Raw genomic sequence first — 19,344 nt, 5'->3', positions numbered from 1 at the left:
GTCCATTGCTTCGGCACGGACGCCTCCCGCCCGTACCCCTGTGCCCGGCCGCGCAGCTCAGCCTGCGAGCGGCTCGGGCGCTCCTTCGATCTCCGCCAGCAGGCGCGCCAGCAATGCGTCATCGGCCCCGTCGACCTGCGCCAGCAGCAGCCGGTTGGCCAACCCGGCCACCGTGGGCGCGCCGAACAGGTCGGCGATGGTCAGGCGAACGCCGGTACGTTCCTCCAGGGCGACCAGAATCCGCGCCGCCAGCAGCGAATGGCCGCCGAGTTCGAAGAAGTCCTGGTCGACGTAGATGCGCGCAATGCCGAACTGGGCCTGCCAGACGTCGGCAACGGTCCGCTCCATCTCATCGCGCGGCAGCACACCGCTGGGTGCAGCTGCGGTGGCTGCCAGCGCTGGCGGCAGAACCTCGGCCGGCATGATCTGCCCCGGCGCTGCGATCCAGTGCCGGCGGCGCTCGAACGCCACACCGGGAAGCCCCACGCGCCGCCCCCTGCGCGCCTGGTTGAAGGCACGCCAGTCAATCTCGACACCCGCCATCCAGGCCTGGGCCAGGCCCGCCATCAGCGCGGCGTGGTCGCTGCTGGCATCGCGCGGATGGCGCAGGGAGCTGCACACCACATGCGCATCGATGCCCGGCTGTTGCCGGGCCAGCGTCGTCAACGTGACGCCGGGCCCCACTTCGATCAGCACCGCAGCGCCGCCGTCCAGCACGGTGTCCATGCCATCGGCGAAGCGCACCGGCTCACGCAGATGCCGGACCCAGTACGCTGCGGAGGTCGCCTCTTCGGGTGCCAGCAGGCGCCCGGTGACATTGGACACCAGCGGAATCCGCGGGGCGAGCAGCCTTACGCCACGCATTACATCGCCGAACGCGGACAGTGCCGGATCCATCATCGGCGAGTGGAACGCGTGCGAGGCGGGCAGCAGGTGGCACTCGGTGCGCGGCGCCAGTCGATCACGCAGCCGCTCCAACGCCTCCACGGGACCGGCCGCCACGCACAGTGTGGGTGCGTTCACCACGGCTGCCACACAGCCGGCCGTGGCCTCTCCGCCGTCGGCCAGGGCCTGCTGAAGGGCCGCCTCGGAGAGCGGCACGACCAGCATGCCGCCGGGCGCCAGCGCATCGAGCAGTGCGCCGCGCCGTGCCACGACCTTGATCGCGTCTTCCAGCCCGAGCACGCCGGACACGCAGGCGGCCACGTACTCGCCCAGACTGTGGCCGATCAGCAGATCCGGCTGGATGCCCCAGGCCTGCAACTGGCAGGCAAGCGCGTACTCCACGCAGAACAGGGCCGACTGGGTGTAGCGGGTCTGCTTCAGCCGGGGGTCGTCATCGGCGAAGAGAATGTCGCGCACGTCGCAGTCGAGCTCCGGCCGCAGCAGATCCGCGCACTCGTCCAGTGTCTGCCGGAACACGCGCTCGTGCTCGTACAGCCCGCGGCACATGCCCGCATGCTGCGCGCCCTGCCCGGGGAACATGAACACCACGCGGCGTTTTTTCGAATGGACCTCGCGGCCGGCGCGGGCCATCTCCCGCCGCAACGCGTCGGCTGCGGAGGCGCCATCGGCGCAGGCCACGGCACAGCGGAACCGGTGATGGCTGCGGCCGGCCTGCAGGGTGAAGGCGGCATCGGCGATGTCCACCCCGCCGTCGGCCAGTGCCGTTGCCAGCGCCTCCACGGTGTCGGCCAGTGCCGCCGCGCTTTTCGCGCTCGCCACCAGAAGTTGCGACCGCGCCGTGGGGGTACCGTGGGCGGGGTGGACCTGGACAGGTGCGGGTGCGGGCGGCGGCGCCGGCAGCGGCGCCTGTTCGAGAATCACATGTGCATTGGTGCCGCCGATGCCAAACGAACTGACGGCGGCGCGGCGGGCATCGAAGGACGCCGGCCACGGCGTGGCCTGGGTGGGGACGTAGAACGGCGACGACGGAAAGTCGATCGCCGGGTTGGGTGCCTCGAAATGGGTGGCAGGCGGCAGCACGCCCTGCTCCACCGCCTTGGCAGCCTTGATCAACCCGGCGACGCCGGCGGCGATGTCGAGATGACCGATGTTGGCCTTCAGCGCGCCCAGCGCACAGTACTGCGTGCGCGCCGTGGTGGCACGATAGGCCTCCGACAGTGCGGCGATCTCCACCGGATCACCCAGCTGGGTGCCGGTGCCGTGCGCTTCCACGTAACCGATGCTGTCGGCCGGGACGCCGGAAACGCCCAGCGCCTGGGCGATGACCGCAGCCTGGCCGTCCACGCTGGCCGCAGTGAAGCCGACCTTCTGCGCACCATCGTTGTTGACCGCCGATCCCTTGATGACGGCGTACACGCGGTCGCCATCGGCAATGGCATCGTCCAGCCGCTTCAGCAGCACGATTCCCGCACCGGCGCCCTTGACCGTTCCCTGCGAACGGTGGTCGAAAGGGCGGCACAGGCCATCGGAAGCGACGATGCCGCCTTCATGGAACTGATACCCCTCGTCCACCGGCACGTTCAGGCTGACGCCACCGGCCAGCGCCATGTCGCATTCGAACGACAGCAGGCTCTGGCACGCCTGGTGGACCGCCACCAGCGAGGTGGAGCAGGCGGTATCCACGTTGACGCTTGGCCCCTGCAGGCCGAGCTTGAACGACACCTTGGTGGCCGCGAAGCTCTTTTCGTTGCCGATGGAGAACTGCAGCGTACCGACCGCATCGATCAGGCCCGGTTCCGGCAGCAGGTTGCGGATCATGTAGGCCGGCGTCCCCACGCCGGCATACACGCCGATCAGCCCGTCGAACTGTGCCGGGGCATGCCCGCCGTCGTCCAGCGCCTGCTGGCAGCACTCCAGCAGCAACCGGTGCTGCGGGTCCATCGTCTCCGCCTCGCGCGGCGTGAAACCAAAGAAACCCGCATCGAAGCGGTCGATATCCTGGGGGCCGTACGCCACCCGCACGTAAGCCGGATCGGCGATGCGGGCCGGGTCCACCCCGGCGTCGCGCAACTGCTGCTCGCTCAGCGGACGTGCCGCGACCTGCCCTGCCAGCACGTTCCGCCAGAGAGCGGCGACATCGTCCGCGCCCGGGAACCGTCCTGCCATGCCAATGATCGCGATGCCTTCCATCGGGCTGTCCAACCTGTCATCCATTGCGGAGTCGCTCCTTCAACTGCTGTCGTTGCCGCTGTGCCGCCTGTCCGCGTTCCCGACTGCGCGTGGCGATCATCGCCGCACGCGCGCTGCCATCGTCGTCCTGCTCGGCATCGAGCAGATCGCCGAGGCCGGCAATGGTCGGGTTGCGGAAGAGATCCACCACGTTGAGTTCGCGACGCCCCATGCCGCGCAGGCGCGCGTGCATCTGCGCCAGCAGGAACGAGTGCCCGCCCAGCTCGAAGAAATTGGCATGACGGCCGATGCCCTCCACACCGAGCAGCGACGCCCATATCTTCGCCACCGCGCGCTCGGTGTCGGTCGCAGGCGGCTCATCCTCCCGGGTCGGAAGCTGTGCGGCATCCGGTGCCGGCAACGCTGCCCGGTTCACTTTTCCGTTCGGCGTCAGCGGCATGTGCGGCAGCACCAGGACGAGGTCCGGCTGCATGTAATCGGGCAGCATCCGCTGCAGGCGCGTACGCAGCGCGTCCTGCAGCACGCTGCCCTGCGCGATGCCGGTGGCCACCACGTAGGCGACCAGCCGCGGCGGTGCGCCGCTGTCGTGGCGCACCACGGCCACGGCCTGCGTCACCGCCGGGTCTGCTTCAAGCGCCGCCTCGATCTCACCGAGCTCGATCCGGAACCCGCGCCACTTGGTCTGCTGGTCCAGGCGGCCCAGGAAATCGATCGCGCCATCGCGGCGGCCGCGCGCTCCATCGCCGGTCCGGTACATGCGGGCGCCGGGCACGCACGACAGCGGGTCGGGAAGGAAGCGCTCGGCGGTCAGCGCGGGCCGCTGCCAGTAGCCACGGGTGACGCCGATGCCGCCGATGTAGAGTTCACCGGCAACACCGGTCGGCACCCGTTCCAGGTCCAGGTCCAGCACGCGGATCTGCTCGCCGCCAAGGGCGCCGCCCAGCGTGGGGGCTGCCTCGGTGACCTGGGTGGCCCCGGACCACACGGTGGTCTCGGTGGGTCCATACATGTTCCATGCAGACCGCGCAGTGGCCGCCAGCTGCTGTGCCAACGGTGCGGGCAACGCCTCACCGCCGACCAGCACCGCATCCAGCCGGGCCACCGCCTGCCGGCCCGGCTCGGAGTCCAGCAGCAGGCGCATGAACGACGGCGTGCACTGCAGGTGCGTCACCGCATGGCGGGCCATCGTCTCCTCTGCGGGATGGTAGGTGCGCCGCGCCAGCATCTGCTGCCGCGCGTGTTCGGCGTCGGCCAGCTGGCGCAGCCGCTTCAGCTGCGCGAATCCCTCGACCACGTGATCCTCGTCGATACCGAAGTCGACCAGGCAGGCCGCCTCGTCGACGCCGATCGCCTGCAGCCGTCCGATCATCGGCAGGCATTCCTCGGGCGTGCCGAACAGCGCGCTGGAACGGGCGTAGCGCTGGAAGCCGGCTTCGACCAGCACGTCCTGGTCGACATCCGGGTCCAGGCCATTGGCTTCGGCCACCGGCCGCAGCAGGTTGACCGAACTGCGCAGATAGTCCTTGAACGGGGCTTCCACACGCGCGCTGACCTCCGCGCTGTCCTCGCCCACGTAGGTGTGCAGCATCAGCGTCACGCGGCCCGCCTCGGGGTCGTGCCCATGCTCGGCGCGGGTACGCCGGTACAGCGCGATCTTGCCCGCAAGCTCCTCCAGGCTCTGCCCCAGCAGGTGGGTGAGTACGTTCGCACCGATCCGCCCGGCATACTCGAACGTCTCGGGGCTGCCGGCCGCCGTGATCCACACCGGGAGTTCGGGCTGGATCGGCTCGGGACGGGTGCGGATCTCCACCTCGCTGCCGTTGCCGGCGCGGAACGGCCGCGATTCGCCACGCCACAGCGCACGCACCGTGTCCACCCCGTCGCGCAGCACCTGGTGGCGCTCGGCATAGTTGCCCGGGTTGAAAACGAAATCGTTGAAGTGCCAGCCCGAGGCAAAGGCGATGCCGGCACGGCCCTTGGACAGATGGTCGATCATCGACCACTCTTCGGCCACCCGCACCGGATGGTGCAGGGGCAGCACGACGCTGCCGGCGCGGATGCACACGTTGCGCGTCACCGCCGCGAGCGCAGCGGCGGCGACCGCCGGACTCGGGTACTGGCCGCCAAAGGCATGGAAGTGGCGCTCAGGCACCCACACCGCCTCGAAACCGCTTTCATCGGCAAAACGCGCGCCGTCCATCAGCAGCCGATAGCGGTCCGCGCCCGGCGCGCTGCGTTCGGCGGCGAAGTAGAACAGGCTGAACCCCACCGGCGCTGCCGGCCGGCGCTGTACGGTGCCGGCCAACGGGAGTGCCGCTGCAGCCGTGGCAGCAGGCTGCTCCTGCTGCAGTACCACCTGGTGCCCACGCGACAACGTCCACAGCAGCTCCAGGACGGAGATGTCGAAGGAGACGCTGGTGACGGCCAGCCACACCTGGCGCTCGTTGGGCGCCGGCTGCAGCCGCTGGTCCAGGCCATGCAGGAAACCGCAGAGGTTGGCGTGCGACACCATCACGCCTTTGGGGCGACCGGTGGAGCCGGACGTGTAGATCATGTACGCAAGGGCCTCCGGCGGTGGCGCCGCCGCAGGCTCGTCCATCGCAGGCGGCGGCAGCGGATCGCCGACACCGAGCATCTCGACCGGCACACCGGCACCGGCCACCTCGGCGATCGCGCCCAGCGACGGCGCGCTGATCAGCAGGCTCAGGCCCGCGTCCTCGATCATCAACGCCTGCCGGGCCACCGGGTAGTCCGGATCGATCGGAACATAGGCCGCGCCGGCGTCCAGCACCGCCAGCAGCGCCACGACCATCTCCGGACGGCGCTCCAGCAGTACGCCAACCCGGTGCTCAGGACCGATGCCCCGTGCCCGCAACCGCGCCGACAGCGCTGCCACCTGCGATGCCAGCGTGCCGAAATCCAGCGACACGTCACCGCAGCGCAGTGCGACGGCATCCGGATCGCGCTGCGCCACGTCACGGAAACGACAGGCCACCGAGCGCTCGTCGGCAGCGATACCGGGGCCTGCAGGGTCGACCGCGTCGGCCGGCAGGCGGAACTGCGGCAGCCGCCGCGCCGGCGCCGCGCCGGCCTGCTCGAGCAGCGCGGCGAACTGGCTGGCCAGGGCATCAACCGTGTCGGCATCGAACAGATCGGTGTTGTACTCCAGGCCCATCTCCGTGCCGTCGGGAGCGTGCTCGAGGGTCAGGGTGAGATCGTATTTGGCGACATGGGTATCGGCAGCAATCGCCTCGACGTCGCAGCCGGTCAGCCGCAGGCCGTCGGTGTCGCGCTCGATCATCGAGAACATCAGCTGGAACAGCGGCGTGTGGCTGAGGCTGCGCGGTGGCTGCAGGAGCTCGACCACCTGCTCGAACGGGATGTCCTGGTTTTCCTGCGCGGCCAGTACAGTCTCACGGACCTTGCCCAGCAGGTCCTGGAAGCGCTCACCGGGCTGCACGCGGGTGCGCATCACCAGCGTGTTGCTGAAGAAGCCGACCAGATCCGTCACTTCGGCGCGCACGCGGTTCGCCACCGGGGTACCGACCACCAGATCGGTGCTTCCGGTATGCCGCCACATCAACAGATTGAACACGGCCAGGCCGGCCACGAACGGCGTGACGCCGTGATCGTGCGCCAGCGACTGCAGTGCCTGCTGCGCCCCGCCCGGCAGCGCCCTGCGCAGCACCGCACCGTGGTAACGCTGCGTGACCGGCCGCGGGCGGTCGCCCGGGAAGGTGGACAGCACCGGGGCACCGGCAAGCTGCTGCCGCCAATACGCCTGCTGCGCCTGGATCCGCGGGCCACTGGACTGCAGCCAGCTGCGCTGCCATGCGGCATGGTCGGCATACTGCACCGGCAGCGTCGGCAGCGTCGCACCCGCGTACAGCGCGCCGAGATCGCGCTTGAGAACATCCAGCGACCAGCCATCGGCCGCAATGTGATGCAGCACGATCAGCAGCACGTGCTCGCCGTCATCCAGTCGTATCAGCGTCACCCGCAGCGGCGGCGCCCCGGCGAGATCGAAGCCACGGCCAGCCTCCAGCACCAGCAGCGCGTCCAGGTCCGGCCCCTGCGCGGAGACGGCGCGCTGTTCGATCGGGATGGGCATGTCGACCCAGGAAGCGCCGGCGATGTCGGCCCCGTCGGGGTAACGGGTCTGCAGCACCTCGTGCCGCCGCACCAGCGCGTCGACCGCCTGCTGCAGCCGATCGACATCCAGCGGCCCGCGCACGCGGAATGCGACCGGAATGTTGTATGCCGCTTCGTTGCCGCCCAGTGTGCGCATGAACAGCAGGCGTTCCTGCGCGTGCGACAGCGGCAACAGGTCGCCCCGCTGCACCCGCAGCAGCGCCCCACCGGCATCGGTGCTGGACTGGTAGGCCTCCAGGGCGCGGATGATCGCGGCCTTGGCAGCCACCACGCGCTCCTTCAGCTCCGCGTCGAAGCGGCCTTCCGGTGCCCGATAGCGAAGCGCCCCGTTCTCCGTCCAGACCTGTATCCCGCGTTCCCGCAGCTCCAGCAGCAGTGCATCAATGGACATTACAGGCTCCCCTCGTCGACAAGCTCATCGCTGCTCACTCCCTGTGATCGGTCTGCGTTGGCGAGCCACTGCTGCGCCGACAGGTGACGGGCCAGACCGCGCACGTCGGGGTGTTCAAACACCGCGCGCATCGATACCGGCACGCCGAACATGGCTTCCACACGGGGCAGCATTTTCAGCATCAGCAGCGAATGGCCGCCCGCCAGGAAGAAGTTGCTGTCCACGCCGGCGACCTCGCCGGGCAGCATCTCCCGCCACAGCGCCAGCAGGCCGCGTTCGGCCTCGTTGCCGGGCGGCAGGGCCGCGGTCGCCTGCGCCACGGGGGCGGAGGCCGCGTCATCGAGCGCGAGCGCCCTGCGGTCGAGCTTGCCGTTCGCAGTCCTGGCCAGGGCCGGCAGCAGGACATAGCGCGTTGGCAGCATGTGGGCGGGCAGCGCGCGGGCCAGCGCGTCACGCAGCCCGGCAGCCTGCAGCACCTGCCCTTCGGCCGGCGAGACAAACGCGACCAGGGCATCCTCCCCTGCGCTCGGCACCACCAGCACCGCGCACTCTCCAACCCCGTCCAGACGGCCAAGGTGGTGCTCGACGTCGCCCAGTTCGATGCGGAATCCACGCAGCTTGACCTGCTGGTCGGCGCGTCCGATGAACTCCAGCGCACCGCCTTCCGCGCAGCGCACCAGATCGCCGGTGCGGTACATCACCGCGCCCGCGTCGATCGCAAACGGGTCCGGCAGGAAGCGCTCGGACGTCGCGCAGGGACGACCGAGATACCCCTGCGCCACACCGTCGCCCGCCAGATACAGTTCTCCGGGGACGCCCCACGGCACCGGATCACCGGTGCTGTCGAGCACATACGCGCGGGTGTTGGCGATCGGAACGCCAATCACCGGCTTGACGCCGGTCCGGCGCGGCATCAACGCCCACGTCGAGTACGTGGTGTCTTCGGACGGGCCATACAGGTTGTAGACACGCAGCGCGGGCGACTGGTCGTGCAGTCGCTCCACCAGCCTTGCCGGCAGCGCTTCGCCGGCAAGGTTGACCACGCGCACGCTGGCCGGCAGCGGACGCTCGCGCGTCAGCGCATCGATGGCCGACGGCACCGTGTTCACCAGGGTCAGCGGTCGCCGCGCGGCGGCCTGGTGCAGAGCCAGCGCATTGTCGCCCAGCACCACCGTGCCACCGGCCACCAGCGGCAGGAACAGTTCGTACACGGACAGGTCGAAGCACACCGAGGTACAGGCAAACACGCCCTGCAGATCCGCGTCGTCCACCTCGGTCAGCGCCCAGTCGAGCATCACATTCGCATTGACATGGCGGATTGCCACACCCTTCGGCCGGCCGGTCGAACCGGACGTATAGATCACATAGGCCACCGCCCCGACCGGCACGGCCGGCAGCGCGGACATGGCGGCCGGCACTGGTCCGGCCAACACCTCGTCCAGCGTGATGACCCGCACATCACCGATCTGCCCGAGCACGCTGTCACGGATGCGCGCGTCCACGATCAGCAGCGCGGGCGCCGCATCGTCCAGGATGTCCAGCAACCGCTGGCGCGGGTAGTCCGGATCCAGTGGCACGTAGGCCGCGCCCACCGACTGGATCGCCAGCAGCGTCGTCACCAGGCGGGCGGTGCGCGGCAGGCAGACCGCAACGCGCTCGCCCGGCACGATGCCCAGGCGTTGCAGGGCGTGCGCGGCGGACGCCACCTCGGCGGCCAGCCCGGCATAAGTCAGGCACTGTGTCCCATCGTCGATGGCGACGGCGGCCGGCGTGCGCAGCGCCTGATCCAGCACGCGTGCGTGCAGCGCGTGGGCACACCGGTCTACCCGCGAGCCGTCCAGCAGCGACGGCTGTGGCCAGCGCGGCGCCAGTGCGTCCAGGCGCCGCGACGGATCGTCCAACAGCGCCTCCACGACCGCCACGTAGGCGTCCGCGAGCTGCGCCGCCGTGATGGCGGTGAACAGGTCGCGCGCGAACTCCAGGCTGCCCTGCAATGTTCCGCCCGACGCGCGCATCGACAGCGTCAGATCGAACTTGGCCGCCCGGTCGCCGGGCGGTGCTGCGGTGACCCGGACGCCATCCAGGACCAAGGTCGCTTCGTCGCCCTGTTCCATGACGAACATGTGCTGGAACAGCGGGCTGTGGCTCAGCGCGCGATCGGGCTGCAGGTGTTCGATCACCCGTTCGAACGGCAGCTCCTGGTGGGACAGCCCGTGGATCAGACGCGACCGCGTCTGCTCCAGCAGATCGGCCACCGTGGCGGTGGGCTGCAGTTGGAAGCGCAGCGCCAGCGTGTTGGCGAAGAAGCCGATCAGCGACTGGGACGCCAGCGATTGGCGGTTGTCCACCGGCGTGCCGATCACCAGATCCTGCTTGGCCGAGAAGTACGACAGCAGCAGCGCATACGCGCTGGACAGCACCACAAACGGCGTCATGCCCAGTGCCTGGCAGCGCTGTCCGAGCCTTGCATGCAGGGCGGGCGGCATCTCGAAGCGGTGCAGTCCCCCCCGGTGCGACTGCACCGGGGGGCGAAGCGATGCCGTGGTCAGTTCCAGCAAGGGAGGCGCGCCGTCCAGTGCCTCGCGCCAGTACGCCAACTGCGGCTCCAGCAGGTGCGCGGTGTCGTGCTGCCACACCGCGTAGTCGGCGTACTGCAGCGTGGGCGCCGGCAGCGCGGCCACGCCATCGGCGTACAACGCCCGCAGTTCGTGGCAGAAGATCGCCAGCGAGCTGCCGTCGAAGGCAATGTGGTGGATGTTCAGCAGCATCGTCCAGGCGGCGTCGCCGTGCCTGACCAGCGTGCAGCGCAACAACGCACCTGCGGCGAGATCGAACGCGTGCGAGGCATTGGCATCGATCAGCGCCGCCAACCTTGTCGCCCGTTCGGCGTCGCCAAGGTGGCGAAGATCGATCACCTCCAGCAGTCCGGTCCGCGCGGGCTGGACCTGCTGGTGCAGCACCCCGTCGATGGCAACGAAGGACGCGTTCAACACCTGGTGGCGCGCCACCAGCGCATCCAGCGCCACCGACAGGCGCGCGGTGTCGAGCGCACCGTCGATGTGGAACACCCCCGGCATGGTGTACAGCGTCGGGTCGCCGCCCAGGCGCTCCAGGAACCACAACCGCTGTTGCCCGGTGGTGGCCACCACCGGGCCGGAACCGGCGCATGGCCCAAGCACCGGCAATGGCTGCCCGCGCCCGGCAGTGCGCGACCGGGTGCAGGCGGCAAGGCCCGCTGCCGTCGGGTGATCGAACAGATCGCGAACGGTCAGGCCCACGGCGAACACGGCCTGCAACCGCGCGCTGGCGCGGGCGGCCAGCAGGGAATTTCCGCCCACGCTGAAGAAATCGTCATCCCGACCGATGGACGCCGAGCCCACCAGCTGCGACCAGCACTGCAGCACCAGCCGCTCGGTCTCGTCGGCGCCGCCGACCGGCGCCGCGGTGTCGGCAGCGCCGCCCGCCACGCGTGCCGCCGCCAGTGCCGCCTCATCGACCTTGCCGTTGCGGGTGAGCGGGATCGCCGGCATCGGCACCCACATCCCCGGCACCATGAATTCCGGCAGGCGGCCACGCAGGTGGCGCATCCAGCCGGCGGCGTCCAGGCTGCCGCCATCGGCCAGCACCACATGCGCGGCGAGCTGGCCATCGCCGGTTGCCCGCGCCACCACCTGGCCGATACCGGGCAGGCTCGCGCAGGCCGCCTCCACTTCCCCCAGTTCGATGCGGAAGCCGCGCACCTTGACCTGCTGGTCGCGCCGCCCGATGTAGTGCACCTGGCCATCGTGCGCCCGGCGGACCGCCAGGTCGCCACTGCGGTACATGCGTGCGCCGGGGATCGGCGAGAACGGATCAGGCAGGAAGCGTTCGGCCGTCAGCTCGGCGCGTCCCAGGTAGCCACGTGCCAGCCCAGGGCCGGACACATGCAGTTCGCCCGGCACGCCTGCAGGCTGCGGAACGCCGTTGTCGTCCAGGATGTACATGGACAGATCGGTCAAGGCTTCGCCGATCAGGCTGCCGGGCGCGTCCACGTCAACGTGTTGGATGATCCGCGCCGTGACATGCACCGTGGTCTCGGTGATGCCGTACATGTTCACCATCACCGGCCCCTGCGGATACCGCTCGAACCACGGCGCAAGTGCCGCCAGGTTGAGCGCTTCTCCACCAAACACGATGTAGCGCAGCGCGGGCCAGGGCCGTGGGGGGCCGGCGAGATCGGCCTGCAGCAGCTGCTGGAAGGCCGACGGCGTCTGGTTCAGTACGGTCACGCCCTGCGCGCGGACGAACGGGCCGACCTCGTCGGCCGAGCGCGCGACCGCGTACGGCACCACGGCCAGCCTTCCTCCATGCAGCAGGGCGCCCCAGATTTCCCAGACCGAGAAATCGAAGGCGTAGGAGTGGAACAACGCCCAGACATCCTGCGGGCCGAACGTGAAGGTCGCCGCCGTGGCCTCGAACAGCCGCAGCACGTTGGCATGGGTCACCACCACGCCCTTCGGACGGCCGGTGGAACCGGACGTGTAGATCACATACGCCGCCTCCTGCGGATCGATGGCCACGGCCGCCAGCGGTGGCGTATCGGTGGTCTGCAACGCTTCCACCGGCAGGTAGCGCAGCGACGCATCGGCGAACAGCCCTGCATGCGCGTGATGCCCGAGGATGCCGGCCACGTCGGCGTCGCGTGCCATGTACAGCAGCCGCTCGGCCGGGTAGCGCGGATCCAGCGGGACATAGGCGGCACCGGCCTTGAGGATGGCGAGCATGGCCACGATGAGGTCGCAGCCCCGCTCCATGCACAGCCCGACGCGGCTCCCGCGCCCGATGCCGGCCTCGCGCAATGCGGCCGCCCATTGCCCGCTGAGCGCATCCAACTGCGCATGGGTCAGTGCCTGGTCCGCGCAGTTGACCGCAATGGCCGTCGGGAAGCGCTTCGCCGTTGCGCTGTAGCGCGCAGGCAGATCGCCTGGCACACCCGGCACCGTGGCCGGTGCGGCCGCAGCCGCCGTCGGCGCCACTGCCGCCCCGAGCGGCAGCGCAGCCACTGCCTGCAGGGGATGCTCCAGCGCCGACGCCAGCAGACCGGCGTAATGCGCGAGCATCGCCTCTGCCGACGCGGATGTGAACAGGTCGCGCCGGTACTCCAGCTCCAGGCGCATGCCGTGGCGCGTGAAGGTGATCAGCAGGTTGATGTCGAACTTGGCCGTTGCCGTGTGCAGTGGCAGCCACGCGGCCTGCACGCCGTCGGGCCACGCGCAGGGGTCGACCACGTCCGGCTGCAGCGTCACCATCGCCTGCACCAGCGGGCCGTGGCTCAGCGAGCGCGAGGGTGCCAGCGCATCCACGACATGGTCGAAGGGGACGGCGGCATCCTGCAACGCGGTCACGCAATCGCCGGCAAACCTGCGCAGATGCGCCTGGAAGCTGTCCGCTGGCTGGATGGGGCTGCGCAGCACGAGGGTGTTGACGAACAGACCGACCGTATCCCCGTGCCGCGCCTGGTCACGCGTGTCCACCGCGGTCCCCAGCGGTACGTCCTCGTTGCCGCTGTAGCGCCACATCAACAGCTGGAAGACCGCGGCCAGCAGCATGAACGGGCTGCATGCAGTGGCGGCGGCAAGCGACTCGACACGGTGGCGTTCGGGCAGCGACAGCGTGCGCGACACGACTCCGCCACGGATGCCCGCCACGGGCGGCCGCGGCAGGTCGGTGGGCAGCTCCAGCAGCGGCGGCATGCCCTGCAGGCGCTGCGCGATCCGCTGCAGGCCGGCCTGCCAGGCATCGGCCTCGCGCGCCGCCTGCTGCGCCTGGCAGTACCCCGTATGGTCGCCCGCCCGCAGCGCGTCCGCCCCACTCCACCGCGCGGCGATCTGCCGCAGCAGTACGGCCAGCGAACCACCGTCGGCGGCAATGTGATGCGCAAGCACCGTCAGCACGCACTCCCCATCCCCCAGCCAGGCCACATCGGCCCGGCAGATCGGCCCGGCCGCCAGATCGAAGACGGTCCCGGCCAATGCCTGCAGGTGCGAGGCGAGCACATCCTCGCGTGCCTGCCCGATGTGTCCGGACAGATCGGTCAACGCGACCGGCGGGTGCGGGTGCGCGCCGACAACCCGCTGCGGACCGTCGGTACCGGCCACGTAGCAGGCGTGCAGTTCCGGATGCAGCGCGAGCACATGGGCGACGTGTCCGCGCACGGTGTCAGGGGCCCGCACGCCGGCCAGGCGGATGCTCAGCGGCATCGTGTACGCCGCGCTGGGGCCGTGCAGCTGGTCCACGAACCACAGCCGCTGTTGCGCCGGCGACAGGACCTCCGGTGCCGACGGCGCAGGCGGGGCGTCGACATCGCCACCGGCCTGACGCTGGTCGGCGCGCCGTGCGAGGTCGCCGATCACCGGGTGCAGCAGCACGTCGGCGACCTGCAGGTGCACCCCCGCCGTTTCGCGCAGGCGCGAGCACAGGCGGGTGGCCAGCAACGAGTGGCCGCCAAGCGAGAAGAAGTTGTCGGCGGCCGAGGCCTCCGGTACCGCCAGCAGCTCGCGCACGGCCGCCAGCACCTGCGCGCCCACCGGCGTCAGCGGTGCGGCCTCGACGGCCGCGACCGGTGCCACGTTCGCCGATGTCGGCAGCGCGGCGCGGTCGATCTTGCCACTGCTGTTCAACGGCCATGCGTCCAGCAGCGTGAACCGTTCCGGGACCGCATAGGACGGCAATCTGGCCCGCAGGTGGGCAGTCAGCAGCTCCAGCCGCTCGGCGTCATCGAAGGCGCCGGCACGCACAGCGTGGCAGAGCAGATAGGGCTCGCCATTGGCATGCCGGGCCAGGACGGTCAGCGCACCGGCAACGGCGTCGCAGGTGCCGGCCAGCGCATCGATCTCGCCCAGTTCCAGCCGCTGGCCGCGAAGCTTGACCTGGAAGTCGAGGCGGCCGAGGTACTCGATGGCGCCGTCCTGGCGCTGGCGGGCAAGATCTCCGGTGCGATACAGCCGCTCGCCAGGCACGCGCGGCACCGGCGAGGGCACGAAGCGTTCGGCAGTGAGCGCCGGCGCTGCGGCATAGCCACGGGCCAGCCCCTCCCCGCCCAGGTACAGCTCGCCAGCCACGCCTTGGGGTACCGGCTGCAGGTCGTCGTCAAGCACCACCATCTGCACGTTGTCGATCGGATGCCCGATCGGCACGCGGGTGCCCGCGTCCTGTGCATCGCAGTCCCAGCAGCTCACATCGATGGCCGCTTCGGTCGGGCCATACAGGTTGGCCACCCGTGTGGTCGGGAAGCGCTGCCGGCAGCGGGCCAGCACATCGATGCCCAGTTCTTCGCCGCTGCATACGATCTGCCGCAACGACGGCAGCGCACCGAGCCCGTGCGCATCGACGAAGGCGGCCAGCATCGACGGCACGAAATGCACGACACTGACGCGCTGGTCGCGCATCAGGGCATGCAGGTAGTCCGCATCGCGGTGTCCATCGTGACGGGCGATGACGAGCCCGGCACCGACCATCAGCGGCCAGAACAGCTCCCACACCGACACGTCGAACGTGTACGGCGTCTTCAGCAGGGCGCGCTCGTCAGGCTGCAGGGCGAAGCGCCGCTGCATCCACTGCAGCCGGTTGGCCAGCGCCGCGTGCGTGTTGACCACGCCTTTGGGCTGTCCGGTGGAACCGGACGTATAGATGACGTAGGCGGCCTGGGCCGGCGCGTGGACGCGCGGTGCGGTGCGCCGGTGCGTGCCGTCGGCACGCAGATCGGCGACGCTGCGACTGCCCGGGAACACGGCGTCGGCACCTTCGTCGTGGATGCCCGCCATCGGGCGGGCGGTGTCCAGGATGGCCTGGATGCGTGCCGCAGGCAGCGCCGGGTCCAGGGGAAGATAGGCGGCGCCCGCCTTCATCGTCCCCAGCAGCGCCACCAGCAGATCGGCAGAACGCCGCATCGACACCGCGACCACATCGTCACTGCCCACCCCCTGGGCCAGCAGCGCGGCAGCGACCGCATCGGACTGCGCATCCAGCGTCGCATACGTCATGGTGCCGCCGTCGACGTGCAGCGCGATGCGGTCCGGCGTCTGCGCGGCCTGCCGGCGGAACTGCGCGTCCACGGACAGGAAGGCGCCCCAGTCGCGGTCCTCGCCCCAGCCCGGATGTGCGTCCCGGGGCGCCAGCGGGATCTGCCGCAACGGTGCGGTCGGCTGCGCCACCCCCTCGCGCAGCACCCGGGCGAAGCTGTCGGCCAGGCTGGCGGCAACGCTGGGTTCGAACAACGCGGTGGCGAAGTCGATGCGGCCTTCGTAGCGACCATCGCCCCGCTCGACCAGCGACAGCGACAGATCCAGCGGGCTGGTGCCCGGTGACAGGCGCACCGGCCGCACCTGCCAGCCGTGGAGCGCTATCGCATCGTCCTGCTGCCCCTGGATGAGCGCCGCGAGGCCCGGAGTGTCGCTGGCCCTATGCAGATTGAGCAGCACCTGCACCAGCGGCGGCACGCTTGCATCGCGTTCCAGCGACAGCGCCTCCACCACCTGCGCGAACGGCAGCCGCGCGTGCGCGATGGCCCCCCGCAACCGCGCCCAGAGCGCCCGGTGGAAGGTCACGAAATCGAGTTCCGCAGCGTCCCCCGAGAGCGCGGAGTGCAGGACCACCGTGTTCACGAAATAGCCCACCGACGTGCGGGCGGAGGGCGTCGAGCGGCCCAGAGTCGGCACCCCGATCAGCACCTCCGGCTGGCGTGCATAGCGGTGCAGTACCCAGGCGAAGGCCGCAGCGAAGAGGCTGAAGGGCGTACACGCCCACTGCGCGGCGAGCGCGTCGACCGCCGCGCCCTCGGCGGCGGAAAGGTGGAAGTGGACGCTGTCCCCCGCCACGTCCTGCACGCGCGGCCGTGGGCCACGGCGCGGGAGGTCCAGCACCGGCGGCCGCGCTGGCAGGGTGTCGCGCCAGTACGCCCGCTCGACATCGGTACCGTGCCGGAGATGGCGCGCCTCGTCCTCCACATACTGGAAGAAGCCCGTCGCTGCGGACGGCGGCAGTGCTTCACCGGCATACAGCGCGGCCAGCTCGTCGATCAGGCGCAGCATCGAGGCCAGATCGACACAGATGTGGTGCGCGACCAGCATCAGTACATCGCCGTCGGCCTCGCGCAGGTGTTCTACCCGGAACGGAGGCTCGACATCCAACCGGAAGGGGCGCGCGGCCAGGCGCTGCAGGAGGGCCGGACGCTCGGCGGCGGTGACCCCGTGCGCGGCGCGCATCGGCTGCAGCGCGGCGGCGTCGGGCGCCTGCACGATCTGCTCGGGCCCCGCCGGGCCGTCTTCGTAGCGGCAACCCAGCACCGGGTGACGCGCCAGCAGCGCGGCCACCGCCGATCCCAGGCATTCACGATCCAGCGGATGCGTGCAGGCAATCGGCAGGGCCACGTTATAGGCCGCGCTCTCCGGCTGCAGGCGGTACAGGTACCACAGCGCGGCCTGGTTGGCCGACATCGGGTGGCGATCGCCCACCGCTGCGGACGACAGGGCCGGCGCAGGTGCGGGGGCGGATGCAGGCGACGCGTCGGGGCGCGCCTCCAGCGAGGCAGCCAGTTCGTCCAGCGACGCGCCATCGAACAGCCGTTGCAGCACCCCGTTGGTGCTGAACGCCGCTTCCACGCGGCCGGCAAGGTCCACCAGCGCCAGCGAATCCAGCCCCAGCGCAAGCAGCGGGCGGTCGCGCGCGACCTCGTCGGCGGATATCGCCAGCGCGGGCGCGACCATCGCCTGCAACCGCTGCAGGGGCGTCTCCACGTTGCCGGCGGCGGCGCTGGCACGCGGACGGCGGCGTGTGCCGTCGACGCGGCCATCGATGCTGTCCAGCAGGTAGTGCTGCCGGATCCGTCCGCGCTGGATCTTGCCGCTCGATGTCTTGGGAAGATGTGCTGGCCCAATCAGGACCAGGTCGTGCAGGCGCGCGTCGCAGGCCAGCGCCACCGCTTCGCGGGCCAGCGCCACGGCATCGGCCACCTGCAGGTTGCGCAGTGCGGAGCGGTCCACTTCCTGCACCACCACAAGCCGCTCTTCGCCGTCCTGTTCGATCGCGAACGCGGCACCGCCGCCACTGCGGAATCCCTTCCACGACCGCTGCACCGCCGCCTCGACATCCTGCGGATAGAGGTTGCGGCCGCGGACGATGATCAGTTCCTTCAGGCGTCCGTTGATGAACACCCCGCCGTCGCTCACGAAGCCGAGGTCGCCCGTGCGCAGGTGGTCGGCGTCCACGTCCGGCAGGCGGGCCGCGAACGTTTCCGCGGTGGCATCCGGCCGTCGCCAATAGCCGTGCGCCACGCTCGGGCCGCGCACCCAGATTTCCCCCACCTGCCCCTCGTCGCACCTGCGGCCGGTGACCGGATCGACCACCTCCACCGCCAGGTCGAACCAGGCGCGTCCGCATCCCACCAGCGCCCCGCCGCCCTCGTCCAGGCGCGCCTGCCCCTGCTCCAGCGCCTGCCGGTCGAAGCGACGCGTGTCCGCGCCCCGCCCGCGCCCCCGGCCACAGACGAACAGCGTGGCTTCGGCCAGGCCGTACCCCGGGTAGTGCGCCTGCGGGTCGAAACCGCAGGAGGCGAACGCCGCGTTGAACCGCTCCAGCGTGGCCGCACGCACAGGCTCGGCGCCGTTCAGGGCGAAGGTCCAGCTGGACAGGTCCAGCGTCGCCTTCTGTGCGTCGGTAACGCGCTCGGCGCACAACGCAAACGCAAAGTCCGGTGCGAAGCTGGATGTACCGCGATAGTCCGAAATGGCCTGCAGCCACCGCGCCGGCTGCTGCAGGAAGGCGACCGGCGTCATCAGGTAACAGCGCGCCCCAAGGTAGAGCGTGTGCAGCACGTTGCCGATCAGGCCCATGTCATGGAACAGCGGCAACCACGACACGAATACGCTGTCGGCATCGTGGTCGAACGCGGCCTGCATCAGCATCTGGTTGTGCAGCAGATTGCCGTGGGACACCATCACGCCCTTCGGCGCGCCCGTGGACCCGGACGTGTACTGCAGGAAGGCCAGGTCGCTCGCGCGGGCGCCGGGATCCACCCAGGCGGCCGCATGGTCAAGATCCAGCGTGTCGGTCAGGCAGCAGGGCACCGTACCCAACCGCGGCGAGGCCGCCAGGCGGTCGTGCAACGCGCGGTGCATGTCTGCGGTGGTCAGCACGAATCCCGCATCGGCGTCGTCGCTCAACTGCTCCAGCCGCTGCCAGTGTTCATCCCGTGCCTGCGGGGTATACACCGGTACCGCAAGGGCGCCCGCATACAGGCACCCCATGAAGCCGGCAATGAAATCCAGACCAGAACTGTAGAGCAGGATCACCCGCTCGCCGCGTCCGCCGCGCGCCTGCAGCCACGCCGCGATCGCGCGGGCGCGCTCATCCAGCTGCGCGTACGTCCAGCTCGCCTGCGGCTGGTGGCCGTCCTTGAGAAACACGAATGCCGTCTGCCCGCCGTTCTCGGCGGCACGATGCCGTCCCAGATCGACAAGACTGGCGAAACGCTGCGTCGGCTCGGCCTTGGCCGGCTTGAAATCCCTTCCGTTGGCGCCCTGCATGACCGCGTACCGCCTCCTCATCGTCCTGATGCATTGAGAACCGCTTGCTGCCGATCGTGGTGTTGCCTGTTTCGACGACCCGGATCACCCATGCGGTGCGTCCGGTCGATTGCGTGGGGCGCCCTTCCCCGTCGGTGCCTGTCA

At 70.3% G+C, this 19,344-nt stretch carries 3 protein-coding genes; all 3 read right to left on the bottom strand.

Annotation, left to right across the window (positions count from 1 at the left end; translation table 11 throughout):
* Window positions 1–57 precede the first annotated feature (57 nt).
* Genes OC534_RS10625 through OC534_RS10615 form a run of 3 tightly spaced genes read right to left on the bottom strand, consistent with a single transcriptional unit; the run spans window position 58 to window position 19,200 of the window.
* A complete protein-coding gene (locus OC534_RS10625; RefSeq protein ID WP_262071764.1) occupies window positions 58–3,120 on the bottom strand; it encodes a beta-ketoacyl synthase N-terminal-like domain-containing protein in 3,063 nt (1,020 codons plus the stop codon).
* On the bottom strand, window positions 3,113–7,639 hold the full coding sequence (locus OC534_RS10620) for a MupA/Atu3671 family FMN-dependent luciferase-like monooxygenase (protein ID WP_262071763.1): 4,527 nt from the start codon (window positions 7,637–7,639) through the stop codon (window positions 3,113–3,115). Before OC534_RS10620 ends, OC534_RS10625 begins: the two co-directional genes overlap by 8 nt.
* Entirely contained in the window at window positions 7,639–19,200 is an 11,562-nt protein-coding gene (locus OC534_RS10615; RefSeq protein ID WP_262071762.1) for a non-ribosomal peptide synthetase, read from the bottom strand. The genes OC534_RS10620 and OC534_RS10615 overlap by 1 nt, the downstream gene beginning before the upstream one ends.
* Window positions 19,201–19,344 lie beyond the last annotated feature (144 nt).

Origin of the sequence: Stenotrophomonas sp. Marseille-Q5258 (assembly GCF_946900935.1) — a bacterium.
GTDB classification, from domain to species: Bacteria; Pseudomonadota; Gammaproteobacteria; order Xanthomonadales; family Xanthomonadaceae; genus Stenotrophomonas; species Stenotrophomonas nematodicola.
Note: the sequence above shows the minus strand (reverse complement) of the source record. Positions and strands in the feature narration are given on the sequence as shown.